Here is a 12,046-nt window from a genome sequence, read left to right as displayed (position 1 = left end):
CAGGGTGAGCATTTCGCCGCGAACGCCGCGCAGCCAGTCATTTTGCGCCGCCATTCCCGTACAGTCGATCTGACGATCGAAACCACAGCACGGCGCGGCGGCGGTTGGCGGCGTCGCGTTCGATCTGCCGTGTCGATTTCTGCGCGTCAACCAGTTTCAAGGCGCCGTCCCAGTCACCGCGCGCGGTCAACTCTTCCAGCGTCGATTCGGCGGCCCAGGCCAATTGCGGCGCCATCACCGCGGCGCGGCCGGCATAGTGCCTGGCTGCGTTGCGGTCGCCGAGCCGTTCGGCTTCGAGATAGAGCCCGCGCAGGCCCAGCAGCCGCATTTCGGGATCGTCGAGCATGCTCTCGAATTTCTGCCGCGCCCCTTCATGATCGCCTTCGAGCAGCGACGCCTGCGCCTCTAGCAGATGGATCAGCGGCTCCTGGTCGGAACGGATCAGCTTGGCCGCTTCCTTGGTTTTCTTGCGGGCCAGCGCGCCGTCACCAGCGCCGGCGGCGATCATGCCGGTCGACAGCGCCTGATAGCCACGGTCGCGGCGGCGGACGCGGAAATAGCGCGAGATTGTGTAGGGGCTGTTCCACAACGACTTAAGCAGCCACCACAGGATCATCACCGCGGCCACAACAGCGACGACGGCCACCGCCGCCACCATCAGACTGACCTGGTATTGATAGCCGCTGAAGGTGACGACCATGTCGCCCGGACGGTCGGCCAGCCAAGCAAAGCCCAGTCCGAGCGCGAAAACGACGATGAGGAACGCCAGCAGGCGGATCATTGTGTTGCCCTCATGCCTTCATCGCGCCGGAGATCAGGGCGTCGACCTGGGTTTCGACCTCGATGCGTGCCTTCAGTTTGCCGGCAAAGTCGGCGCCGGCAGCCTTGGCGGCTTGCGGCAGCGTGTCGTATTCACTGAGCGCCTTGGCGTAGTCGCCCTGGTTGACCGCCGCCTCCATGCGCGCGACGATTTCGGGCGCACCGGCACCTTCGACGGCGCCGATCGGCCTGACCTTGACCAGCGATTCGGCGCTCGACAAAAGGTTCTGCAGGAAGCCGGCATTCTCATCGACCGGCGCCGCGGCAGCGACCATGGCACTGGCGGCGGCATCCGCTTGCGATGCGATCTCGGCGCGGGTCGGAACGCCCTTTTCGGCATAGGGGCGCAGTGCCGCAAGCTGCGGCGCGTCCGGCGAAATCGCGGCAAAGGTTTCAAGTTCGGCCGAGAACGGCGCGCCACGATCGAGCGCTGCCTTGAGCGCCGACGCGGCGATGGCGAGCGCAATCTTCGGCTGTCCGGCCGCCGCCTCGACCTTGCCGGAAAGCTGCGACACCGACTGCTCCAGTGCGGTCAGCCGACCATCCTGCGCCGTCGTCGCCTCGCCGGCCGACTTCACCTGCGCGTCGAGACCAGCCAGTTTTTCGTTGAGCGGGCCGAGATCGACCGGTGCCGTGCCGCCGGCCTTGCCGAGGGCTGCGACCGCCGTTTCGATCTGCTTGATCTTATCGCCCAGTGCGGCAAGCCCGGCAGTGTCGCCTGCTCCACCGGATTCGACCGCCGATTTCAGCGCCGCGACATCGGCCTTGACCTGCTCCAGGCCCGAAGACAGCCCGACCACCTTGGCTGCTGCATCGCTGTTGCCGCCAGCTTCCTTCAAACCGGCGATTTCGCTCTTCAACGAAGCAATCTCGCCGTTGACGCCGTCGAGCGAGACAGCGGCGCCGGAGCCCGGCGCGCCGAGCAGGCCGGCAACTTGCAGCCCGCCGGCGCCGACCAGCGCGATGACACCACCGATGATGCCGGCAGCGATGCCGTTGAGGCCGCCACGCTTTGCTGGGGGCGAAATTTTCTCGTCCCGTGTCTCGGTTTTGGCTTCGTTGCCGTCGGTTTGCGTGGGCTTCGCCGATGCGTCCTCGAAATTGTAGTCGTAGGCTTTGGTTTTGCCGGCCGGCGCGTCGGGCGATCCGGGATCATCGGACGATCCGGGATAGGGGAACTCAGCCTCACCGCCGCCCTTGCCCGCCGCCGCCGGCTGCTCCGATTCGGCCTGGGCGTCGGCATGCTCCCAGGGCTCGAGGTCGGTCTGGTCGGCATGAACCGGCTCTTCGGGAACCTCGGGCTGCGAAGCATCCGCTGCTTCCTCGGCCCGCGCCTCGTCTGTCTGGGTTTGCGTCTCGGCGGCATCCTCGTCGGCAACGCGTGAAACGGCGCCCGGCTCCAGATCGATGGTCACCGGCTCGCGGCGGCTTTTCGAGTGTCGCATCTTCGGCGTCTTGACCATTCCTGGCTCCGCACAATTCGCTTCGTCTCAACGCCTGGCGGCGCATGATGGTTCAGAAAGGGTCTAGCACATCACCAAGCGGTGAAAAGGGGCGGTGTGATGACGCGGGTCAGAGCCGCGCCTGCAAAAGCGCCAGCAGTGCTTCCTCGTCAGGCTGCGCGGCGATGCGGGTTCTTTCGCCGGCGACATCGTCGAGCGCTGCGGCGATGCGGGCGGAAAGAGCGAAAAACCATGTTTTTTCAAAGAGCCCTTGCAGAGCTGGCCGCCTGGCCAGCACTTGCATCGCGGCGGCCGCCTTGGCTGAATAAAGCAGCACCGCATCGACAGGTTGGCCAGACAGACGCTCGAGGATCGTTTCGTCCGAATAACCCACCGCTGACGTGTTATATGTCTCGACAGCGTGCACCTGAACGCCCGCCGTCTCCAGCCTCTGTTCGAATGCCGGAAACCGCACGCACCCACAGAGATAGACGATGGTCTTGCCCGAGAGATCACCAGCAAGTCTGTCGGCGAGACCTTCGGCATTGCCCGGGCCCTCGCTGACCGACAAAAACCCTGCTTCGCGCGCCGCTTGCGCCGTCCTTTCGCCGACGGCATGGCAAGGCAAGGCGGCGAGCGCCGCGATGATTTCCTTCGGCGCATGGCGCAGGGCATTGGCGCTGGTGACGGCCACGGCGACGGCATCGTCTGGAACCGCTCCGCCATCGACCGCCAAAGCCACCGTTTCGGTCAAGGGCAAAAGGATCGGCTGGAAGCCTGTCGCCTCAAGTTGCCGCGCGGTGCGCGAGGCGCCCGGTTCCGGTCTCGTCACCAGGACGCGACGCATTTCAGAGCCAGCCGTCGAAGAACTTTTCGCCGGCCTTGGCCCGCACCGTCCGCGCGGCTTCATCGCCGATGCGGGCGGCATCCTGCGCCGGTCCCTGCAGCTCGACCGTGTGCGACTGCGTGCCGTCGGGCGAGATGATCAGTCCGGCGAACGACAGTTTTCCGGCCTCGATCGTCGCATAACCAGCGATCGGCGTGCGGCAGGAACCGTCGAGCGCCGCCAGGAAAGCGCGCTCGCAGGCCAGCGCCTGACCGGTCGGCACATCATGGATAGCCGCCAGCATCTTTTCGACGTCGCGGTCGCCGATACGCGTTTCGATGCAGATCGCGCCTTGCCCCGGCGCCGGCGGGAAGATGTCGAGCGGCATCAAGTCGGTGACGACATGCTCGAGCCCGAGCCGCTTCAGTCCGGCATAGGCGAGGATGGTGCCCGCAGCGACGCCTTCGTCAAGCTTGCGCAGCCGCGTTTGCACATTGCCGCGGAACATCACCACGTCGAGATCCGGCCGCATGCGGCGGATCAGCGCCTGCCGCCGCAGCGACGACGAGCCGACTTTCGCCCCGCGCGGCAGGTCGGCGATGGTCTTCGCCGCCTTGCCGACAAAGGCATCGCGCGCGTCCTCGCGCGGCAGGAAAGCCGAGAGTTCGAGACCGTCGGGCAGTTGCGTCGGCATGTCCTTCGACGAATGCACCGCGATGTCGATCCTGCCCGCCAGCAGCGCCTCCTCGATCTCCTTGGTGAACAGGCCCTTGCCGCCTGCTTCCGACAGCGGCCGGTCCTGGATGCGGTCGCCGCTGGTCGAAATGACGACCACCTCGAACGCCTCCGCCGGCATGCCGTGCGCGGCCATCAGCCGCGCCTGCGTTTCATGCGCCTGTGCCAGCGCCAGCGGGCTGCCGCGTGTTCCGATTCTCAAGATTGTTTGCATGGCGCGCGGTCCGTGATAACCCCCGGCCTGAGCATTTTGCAGCCAAGTGGAACCACTTGGTGTCGCAGAAATGCGGCTAAAATAACCGAGGCCTTTCCGGGCTTTCTCCTAACGGGGAAAGCCCCATGATACAATCTTTAGGGACAGCGACGAATTGATCCGCGTTCTGGGCATCGAGACGAGTTGTGACGAGACCGCCGCCAGCGTCGTGGCGGTGGACGGCGATGCCGCGCCAAGAATCCTGTCCAACATCGTGCTCAGCCAGATCGAGGAACATGCCGCATTCGGCGGTGTCGTGCCGGAGATCGCGGCACGCGCCCATGTCGAGGCGCTGGACGGCATCGTCGAGGCGGCGCTTGCCGAATCGGGCGTGGCGCTGGCCGATATCGACGCGATCGCCGCTACCGCCGGTCCCGGCCTCGTCGGCGGGCTGATCGTCGGGCTGATGACGGCCAAGGCGATCGCCGCTGCCGCAAACAAGCCGCTGATCGCCATCAACCACCTCGAAGGCCATGCCTTGACGGCACGGCTGACCGACGGGCTCGATTTTCCCTATCTGCTGCTGCTCGTCTCCGGCGGCCATACGCAGATCCTCGCCGTGCGTGGCATCGGTGACTATCAGCGCTGGGCAACGACCATCGACGACGCGCTCGGCGAGGCCTTCGACAAGACGGCCAAGATGCTCGGCCTGCCCTATCCCGGCGGACCGAACGTCGAGAAGGCGGCACAGACCGGCAATGCCTCACGCTTTGCTTTTCCGCGTCCGATGAAGGGCTCGGCCCAGCCCGACTTCTCCTTCTCCGGCCTCAAGACCGCCGTGCGCCAGGCGGCGAGCGCGATTGCGCCCTTGAGCGACCAGGATGTCGCCGACATCTGCGCCTCGTTCCAGGCGGCCGTGGCCGATGCGCTGGCCGACCGCGTTTCTCGCGCGCTGGCCCGCTTTCGCGAAACATTTCCCGGCACCAAGAAACCGGCGCTGGTGGTTGCCGGCGGCGTTGCCGCCAACCACACGATCAAGGCGATGCTGGAGCGGCTCTGCGCCGAGTCCGGCTTCACATTCATTGCGCCGCCGCTGAAACTTTGCACCGACAATGCCGCGATGATCGCCTGGGCCGGCATAGAACGGCTGCGGATCGGCATGGCGCAAGAGAACGGCTTCGATTTCGTACCGCGCTCGCGCTGGCCGCTGGACAGCATCTCGGCGCCGATGGTCGGCTCCGGCCGGCGCGGAGCAAAGGCATGAACGAGGGGGCAATGAGCGGCAACGACACAGCGCCAACCGGCTGGCGCGTTGCCGTGCTCGGCGGCGGGGCCTGGGGCACTGCCTTGGCGCTGGCCATGCTTCGCGCTGGTCTTTTCGTCCGCCTTTACGCGCGCGACCCGGAGACCGTCGCCGCGATCGACCGCGGCGAAAATCCACGCTATCTGCCGGGCATTACGCTCCAGGCCGGCATCGTGGCGACGAGCAACATCCAAGCCGCGCTCGACGGCGCCGATTGCGTGCTGGCGGTGACACCGGCGCAGTCGCTGCGGGCTACGCTGGCGGCAGCGAAGGACCATATGCCGGCCGGTATCCCGTTGGTTCTGTGTGCCAAGGGCATCGAAAGCGAGACCGGCGCCTTGCTGTCGGCAATCGTCGAAGAGATCCTGCCGCTAAATCCGGTTGCCGCTTTGTCGGGTCCGAGCTTCGCCGCCGATGTCGCTCGCGGCCTGCCGACGGCCGTTGTGGTCGCCGCCCGCGACGAGGTTTTGGCCGCCGAACTCGCCGCCCGCTTTTCCGCCGAGAATCTGCGCTGCTATTCGAACGACGACCTGATCGGCGTCGAGATCGGCGGCGCCTTGAAGAACGTCTTCGCCATCGCCGCAGGTGCCGTCACCGGTGCGGGGCTCGGCGCCAGCGCCCAGGCCGCCATGGTGACGCGCGGCTTTGTCGAACTGCGCCGCATCGGTGCCGCCTTCGGCGCCAGGCCCGAGACCTTGATGGGGCTTTCCGGCCTTGGTGACCTGTTGCTGACCTGCTCGTCGACCCAGTCGCGCAATTTCGCCTATGGGCTGGCGCTCGGGCAAGGCAAGGAGCTTGCCGGATTGCCGCTGGCCGAGGGCGTGCCGACGGCGGCGATCGCTGCCCGCATCGCCACCGAGCGCAACATCGACGCGCCGATCATTGCCGCCGTCGCCGCCATACTGGACGGCACCATCACCATCCGGCAGGCTGTGACGACCCTGATGACCCGGCCGCTGAAGACCGAAACCAACGATTGATGATCCCAAGACCAGGAGAGAGACCATGCTGTTTGCTGTGATTTGCAAGGACAAGCCGGGAAGCCTGCAGGTGCGCCTCGACACGCGGCCCGAGCATATCGCCTTTCTCGAAGGGTTGAACGGCGACAAGAAGCTGGCCTTCGCCGGTCCGTTCCTCGATGCCGAAGGCAAGCCCAATGGCAGCCTCGTCGTCGTCGAAGCGCCCGACATGGCGGGCGCGCAGGCCCTGTCGGCCGCCGACCCTTACGCCAAGGCCGGCCTGTTCGAGAGCGTCGAAATCCGCCCGTGGAACTGGACGTTCAACAAGCCGGCGGGTAGTTAAATCCGATCGTCGGCCGACGGACCCTCAGGAGGAGCAAAGACATGAACTATTGGCTGTTCAAATCCGAACCCTCGGTCTTCTCCTTCGAGGCGCTGAAGGCCAAGGGCAAGGCCGGTACGCAATGGGATGGCGTGCGCAACTACGCCGCACGCAACAACATGAAGGCCATGCAGATCGGCGACCTCGGCTTCTTCTATCATTCCAACGAGGGGCTGAACGTGGTCGGCATCGCCGAGGTCTGCGCGTTGGCGCATCCCGACACCACGACCGACGATCCGCGCTGGGAATGCGTCGACATCCGCGCCGTCAGGGATGTGCCGAACCCGCCGACGCTGGAAGAGGTCAAGGCCAATCCGAAGCTTGCCGACATGGCGCTGGTGCGGCTCGGACGGCTTTCCGTGCAGCCGGTGACGCCGGCCGAATGGAAGGAAGTCTGCCGCATGGGCGGCTTGACGCCGGCTCCGTGACGGCGCTGACGCCGAACAGCGCGAAACAGTTCATTCTCGACAATACGGCGCTGATGGCGCCGCCGCACGTGTCGGAAATCCTGCTTCATCTTGCCGATGAAGCGCATGATTTATGGCAGCGGACAGAGGATGAGCTGATCGAGATCGGCCTGCCGCCGCCCTTCTGGGCCTTTGCCTGGGCCGGCGGCCAGGGCCTTGCCCGCTATGTCCTGGACAATCCCGGCACGGTGCGGGGCAAGCGCGTGCTCGACTTCGCTTCCGGCTCCGGCCTTGTCGCTATCGCCGCGGCCAAGGCAGGTGCCGCCGAGGTGATCGCCACCGACATCGATCCGTTCTGCGCAACCGCGATCCGGCTCAATGCGCAAGCCAATGATGTCGGGATCGAATTCCTCGGCACGGATTGTATCGGCACCGATGCGGGTTGGGACGTGATCCTGGCCGGCGATGTTTTCTACGACAAATCCTTCGCCGACCGGCTGATGCCGTGGTTCGCAACGCTGAAGGCGCGCGGCGCCGAGATTCTCGTCGGCGACCCCGGCCGGTCGTATATGCCGAAGGCAGGGCTGGAGCCGCTCGCGGTCTATGAGGTGGCCGTCACGCGGGCACTGGAGGATGCGCTCGTCAAGCGCACGACTGTCTGGCGGTTTGCTTGACGCCAACGCCGAACAGGCGTTCCATCAAGTTCGCATCTGGAGGGGGAAGCTCATGGATTTTTCAGCAGTGAACTGGCTGGCGGTGATCGCCGCCGCAATTCTGGCATGGCTGTTCGGCGCCGCCTGGTACATGGGCCTGAGCAAGCCGTGGCTGAAAGCCGCCAAGCTCAATCCGGCGACGATGAAGAAATCGCCGCTGCCCTTCGTCATCAGCTTCATCGCCGAACTGGTCATGGCCTACATATTGGCGCTGGTCGTCGGCGCGATAACCGGCGGCGAGCCGACACTGCTTGCCGGCCTGGTCTTCGGCTTCGTGCTTTGGCTGGGCTTCGTCGCCACGACGCTCTCGGTCAACCATCGCTACGAGAATTTCGGCTGGGACCTGACCTTCATCGACGGCGGCCACTGGCTCGGCGTGCTGTTGATCATCGGCGCGGTAATCGGCTGGTTCGGCGCCGCGGCAAGCTGATCAAAAGGCAGTAGGGGAATAGGGGACCGAAGGCGGCACCGACGCCCATCCCTACTGCCCTACTGCGGTCTTATGTAGCAAACGCACCAAAGGTGGCGCGGTGATCGCGCGGGCGGCGTGGGCCACCTGATTACTCTACTATCCTCTCCCCTCCGAAGCTAAGCAAGTCATGCTGATGGGGGAGAGCTTTGGGGTTTTGGCTAGCGTTTATCCCCAGCAGATTAGCGTCGAGACCGACGCCCCCCGCGTGTTGATAAGTGACACAAACGAACAGCGCGTATTCGTTGCCTGGCGCCTCGAAAAAGCCCGCGCACATGCAGTCTGTGTCAGGTTTAGCGTCGTTGTTTGGGAAAACAACCGTGCCACCTCTGTTGAGAGCATTGCGGCGCGCCTCATCAACAAAGGCACGGAAGGCATCTTCCAACGGGTGGGTAATCCCCCCACGAACCAACTTTTGGTTGATACGGACCCTTTGAGCGGGGAGCTTTCCCCGATTGAGAATGCCGTACTTCCAGTTGCACATTCCAGTGTTGCCAGAGGCGCTGAATTGACACGGAATTTCCCGTTCGAGTGTTACCCATGGCCGCTGTTCTGCCTGGATGATCCTGTTGTTCTCGATTGCGGCTTCCGCTGCATCAACGGCGGCACTAGTCCCGAGCCGGGTCGCCTCCAGCGTATTGCGGACAAAGATAACGCCGACGATAGTTACGATAAGCGTAAGCACCCCCAAAACGCCACTTACCACCAAGAGCGCGAGAGCCCAGCGGGCCATCTCCTTTTGCGCGCCTACATCTTCCTCGGAGCGGCTGGGCTCGCGGGCGGTCTCTATCTGCTCTTTAAGGCAGTCGAAGATTTCTTTGCCTTCAAGACCCGCGCATCGCTGCTCAAATTGTCGGCGGGTTTCATCATATGCGCGACCGGTCTGGTAATCCTGGGTAGCGCGATCATAGGCGCGGGTTGACATGAAACCCAGCGCCGTGACGAAAAGTAGGAATGAACAAATTGCGATCGTAGCCCAGAGCGAAACGGTTCCGTCCCAAACACGCTTCAGCATTGCAATCCCCCCAGAATGCACAAGCATTCATCTTGCGGGAGAAGTGAAGACTCCACAACCGGAAGGATTCCGGTCATTGTTCCCCTATGGGCTATTTGGGGAAATGCATACGGCGCGCGTTCGCTGGCTCCGTGCTGTTCACGGACAAACTTTCAATCGTCGGCGGTGTATTAGTGCCGGCCTTATTTTCGGTTCTAGGTGACGCCGTGAACGCGGCGGTACAGGCCTATGCGGCGTGGACGATTATTATGATCGTTGGTGGTGGCGTCGGCCTTCGGCTTTTGACTGCGCCGTATTTCATTTGGAGGGACGATCAAAGGGAATTGGTGGAGCTTCGTGGGATCATCGCCGACACCTCCGTAAAGAGACGACAGTTCTTTGAGGAATCGTTTCTGGCAGAGCGGGCAAACCTGGCGAAGGCGCTGGCCAAATTCGCTGTACTCGACCTCCCTATCGTCCAGATGGCCACGATCAATCCCGATGCCGAATTGAAACCGGTAACAGAAACCGCTGCGTTGTTTTTTTCCGACGTTCACTTCAAGCGATATTGGGGGAATTTCTGTTCCGGTTTTCGGTGGACCGTGGACGGCTCAAAGTTCTTCGTTGGGGATGGCGACAAGATTCCGGAACCGCAAAAGCTTGAAATTGTGGACCGGATTATCTTCGATATAGCCAACATGCGAGCGGCCGCGATGGCTATGGTTGCCATCCTAACCGAAGACCTCAAGCACTCCGAAGATTATCAGCAGCGTGTCACGGAGCTTCAGGATCGATACTCCCATCTAGACAGGGACCTTATGCCTAACGAGCGATGGAAACTGCCGCCGTCCCTATCGCCTCCAGACACTGGAGAAGAAAGGCAGCCGTGAACTTGCCCCTCGCGAGTTTGTTGCGAATGTTCACCTCCTTCTCGTCCACACCAATCGCATTCAGCTTTTCAACGAGCTGGGCATAGGTTGGCTGGCTATCTTGGCCAGCCGCTATTCGTCTCCTACGAGGAACAATCAAAATGATCACTGTATCTGGACGAAAGAGCGGTCCGTTTATCCAAGTCTGCAAGGACATTGAGCAAGCGGAATCTGTCAAGGCGGCTTTGATTGCCGCAGGATACAAGAACGCTCTTATATCTGATGGCTCGAAGAAGGCTTCGGCCGCCGCCTAGTCCAATTCTTCGCGCCCTTGACGCTTTCCGTCACCTTGGCGACTTTGCCGCTATCGCTGGCATCCCAGCCCTTCGCGACCGGCTTGGAGATTAATGCGTAGATGACGAGCGGCTGTCCCATGCCCGAATTTTATGGGAACCCACTCTTTAGGTCGTGCGGGAGGTTGGTGCTTTTGCTACATAAGGCCGCTCTACTGCCCCTTGTCCGTGGTCCGCGTCTTGGCCACCTCCTCGAGAATCCATTCGCGAAACGCGACGATACGCGGATCGTCGGCGGTACTCTCGGGATAGACCAGGAAATAGGCGAACTCGGGCGCCACCCGCAGGCCGAGTTCAAAAGGCTGCACCAGCCTTCCTTGGGAAAGGTCGTTCGCCACCATGGCGAAATCGGCGAGCGCGACGGCATTGCCGTCGAGCGCTGCCTGGACGGCATCGGTTGAGTTTTTGAACACCACGGTCCGGCTGTCGTCGAAGTCGTTGACGCCTGCCGCCGCCATCCACATCCGCCAGTTCGGCCATGTCACGCCTTGTCGCGACCATTCGATATGGGCAAGCGTGTGATTGAAAAGATCGCGCGGCTCGCGCAACGGCGGACCGGACGTCAACAGGCTCGGGCTGCACACCGGAATGAGGATGTTGTCGAACAGCCGGTGGGCGCGAAGGCCCGGATATTTGCCGGCGCCAAAACGGATGCCGACATCGACGTCGTCGAGTTCGAAATCCCGCACTTCGTAGGCAATGTCGAATCTCAGCTCGATATGGGGCTGATGCTTGCGAAAATCGTCGACGCGCCGCATCAGCCATTTTGACGCGAACTGCGCATCAAGAGTCACTTTCAGCAGCGCGGCGCCGCGCGTCAGCTTTTGCGCCCGCGAGACGGCCCGGCCAAGCAGGTCGAGCGCGTCGGTCGAGGCCTCGAACAGCACCGTTCCCGCCTCGGTCAGGCGGATGGTGCGGCTGGTGCGCGTGAACAGCACCAGTCCGAGCTGATCCTCGATTTCCTTGACCTGATGGCTGACGGCGGCCGGCGTTAGCCCCAACTCATCGGCGGCGCGGGTGAAATTGAGGTGCCGGGCCGCCGCCTCCAGCGTCCTCAAGGCGCGAGTTCCTGGCAGCAGGCGAGCCATCCTATCCTCAAAGAAAACTTGATGATCCAGAGAAAACTACTCGTTTCTCACAGGGATTTCAATCTGGCATAATCCAACCATCGAAACATCATCAAGCCGGATTTGATATCCGGAGAGAACGGATCAAGCCATGTCCATCATCGTTTTGAACCCATCGACACGCCGTCCGGCCTGGCTGACCGAGACCCTCGACTGGTTGCGTCACGCCCGGGTCGCCATCAATCTCCCGCACCAGAATGTCGAAGACCTGTCGGATCGGCAACTGCGCGACGTAGGCGCCAGGCGCAAGGACATCGCACGCGCCATGGACCGCGAGATGGGCCGCCTCGGCCTTCTCGACATCGGCTGGCAGCAGCCGCGAAGGTTAGGGAATAGGCAGTAGGAAATAGGGAGTAGGGATAATTAGGTCGGCGCCGACAGGTAGCCCTACTGCCTACTGCCTACTGCCTACTGCCTACTGCCTACTGCCTACTGCCTACTGCCTACTGCCTACC

General features: G+C 63.1%; 15 protein-coding genes and 1 pseudogene. 9 read left to right on the top strand and 7 right to left on the bottom strand.

What is annotated here, in order from left to right; all coding sequences use genetic code 11:
- Positions 1-85: 85 nt before the first annotated feature.
- From NKJ06_RS31740 to hemC, 4 genes and pseudogenes are all read right to left on the bottom strand, one after another.
- Positions 86-781, bottom strand: a pseudogene (locus NKJ06_RS31740) (heme biosynthesis HemY N-terminal domain-containing protein); the annotation flags it as partial.
- A gap of 10 nt (positions 782-791) precedes the next feature.
- Positions 792-2,282: a COG4223 family protein gene (locus tag NKJ06_RS31735; protein ID WP_352630871.1), complete on the bottom strand. Its 1,491-nt coding sequence runs from the start codon at positions 2,280-2,282 to the stop codon at positions 792-794.
- A gap of 109 nt (positions 2,283-2,391) precedes the next feature.
- Positions 2,392-3,108, bottom strand: a complete 717-nt coding sequence (locus NKJ06_RS31730) for a uroporphyrinogen-III synthase (protein WP_352630870.1) — start codon at positions 3,106-3,108, stop codon at positions 2,392-2,394.
- Position 3,109: 1 nt separating this feature from the next.
- A complete protein-coding gene (gene hemC, locus NKJ06_RS31725) occupies positions 3,110-4,036 on the bottom strand; it encodes a hydroxymethylbilane synthase (RefSeq protein ID WP_352630867.1) in 927 nt (308 codons plus the stop codon).
- Positions 4,037-4,193: 157 nt separating this feature from the next.
- Between hemC and tsaD the strand changes: the two genes are divergently transcribed.
- From tsaD to NKJ06_RS31695, 6 genes are read left to right on the top strand one after another with little or no spacing between them, the layout of a single operon-like run.
- A complete protein-coding gene (gene tsaD, locus NKJ06_RS31720; RefSeq protein WP_352630988.1) occupies positions 4,194-5,279 on the top strand; it encodes a tRNA (adenosine(37)-N6)-threonylcarbamoyltransferase complex transferase subunit TsaD in 1,086 nt (361 codons plus the stop codon).
- Positions 5,276-6,298, top strand: a complete 1,023-nt coding sequence (locus NKJ06_RS31715) for an NAD(P)H-dependent glycerol-3-phosphate dehydrogenase (RefSeq protein WP_352811937.1) — start codon at positions 5,276-5,278, stop codon at positions 6,296-6,298. Before tsaD ends, NKJ06_RS31715 begins: the two co-directional genes overlap by 4 nt.
- Before the next feature lie 25 nt (positions 6,299-6,323).
- Positions 6,324-6,620: a YciI-like protein gene (locus tag NKJ06_RS31710; RefSeq protein ID WP_352630862.1), complete on the top strand. Its 297-nt coding sequence runs from the start codon at positions 6,324-6,326 to the stop codon at positions 6,618-6,620.
- Between the two features lie 41 nt (positions 6,621-6,661).
- Complete coding sequence (locus tag NKJ06_RS31705; RefSeq protein WP_352630861.1) at positions 6,662-7,087, top strand: EVE domain-containing protein; 426 nt, start codon at positions 6,662-6,664, stop codon at positions 7,085-7,087.
- 53 nt (positions 7,088-7,140) lie between these two features.
- On the top strand, positions 7,141-7,740 hold the full coding sequence (locus NKJ06_RS31700) for a class I SAM-dependent methyltransferase (protein ID WP_352630986.1): 600 nt from the start codon (positions 7,141-7,143) through the stop codon (positions 7,738-7,740).
- A gap of 52 nt (positions 7,741-7,792) precedes the next feature.
- On the top strand, positions 7,793-8,209 hold the full coding sequence (locus NKJ06_RS31695) for a DUF1761 domain-containing protein (RefSeq protein ID WP_352630859.1): 417 nt from the start codon (positions 7,793-7,795) through the stop codon (positions 8,207-8,209).
- 130 nt (positions 8,210-8,339) lie between these two features.
- Here NKJ06_RS31695 and NKJ06_RS31690 read toward each other — a convergent pair whose 3' ends face one another.
- Positions 8,340-9,263, bottom strand: coding sequence for a hypothetical protein (locus NKJ06_RS31690; RefSeq protein WP_352630858.1), 924 nt, complete (start codon positions 9,261-9,263; stop codon positions 8,340-8,342).
- Between the two features lie 131 nt (positions 9,264-9,394).
- Between NKJ06_RS31690 and NKJ06_RS31685 the strand changes: the two genes are divergently transcribed.
- Positions 9,395-10,132, top strand: a complete 738-nt coding sequence (locus tag NKJ06_RS31685; RefSeq protein ID WP_352630856.1) for a hypothetical protein — start codon at positions 9,395-9,397, stop codon at positions 10,130-10,132.
- On the opposite strand, the gene NKJ06_RS31680 is transcribed toward NKJ06_RS31685, so the two are convergent.
- The gene (locus tag NKJ06_RS31680; RefSeq protein WP_352630983.1) at positions 10,065-10,328 is read right to left on the bottom strand and encodes a DUF6471 domain-containing protein; all 264 of its coding nucleotides are present in this window, start codon (positions 10,326-10,328) and stop codon (positions 10,065-10,067) included. The two genes, NKJ06_RS31685 and NKJ06_RS31680, sit on opposite strands and share 68 nt — an antisense overlap.
- Between NKJ06_RS31680 and NKJ06_RS31675 the strand changes: the two genes are divergently transcribed.
- A complete protein-coding gene (locus NKJ06_RS31675; RefSeq protein WP_352630997.1) occupies positions 10,273-10,425 on the top strand; it encodes a hypothetical protein in 153 nt (50 codons plus the stop codon). The two genes, NKJ06_RS31680 and NKJ06_RS31675, sit on opposite strands and share 56 nt — an antisense overlap.
- A 191-nt stretch (positions 10,426-10,616) precedes the next feature.
- Here NKJ06_RS31675 and gcvA read toward each other — a convergent pair whose 3' ends face one another.
- Entirely contained in the window at positions 10,617-11,552 is a 936-nt protein-coding gene (gene gcvA / locus NKJ06_RS31670; protein WP_352630855.1) for a transcriptional regulator GcvA, read from the bottom strand.
- 130 nt (positions 11,553-11,682) lie between these two features.
- Here gcvA and NKJ06_RS31665 point away from each other — a divergent pair, with 130 nt between their 5' ends.
- A complete protein-coding gene (locus NKJ06_RS31665; protein ID WP_352630853.1) occupies positions 11,683-11,934 on the top strand; it encodes a hypothetical protein in 252 nt (83 codons plus the stop codon).
- Positions 11,935-12,046: the final 112 nt, after the last annotated feature.

It is taken from the genome of Mesorhizobium sp. M0293 (assembly GCF_040321735.1).
Classification (GTDB): Bacteria; Pseudomonadota; Alphaproteobacteria; order Rhizobiales; family Rhizobiaceae; genus Mesorhizobium.
This window is presented reverse-complemented; position numbering and strand designations above follow the sequence as displayed.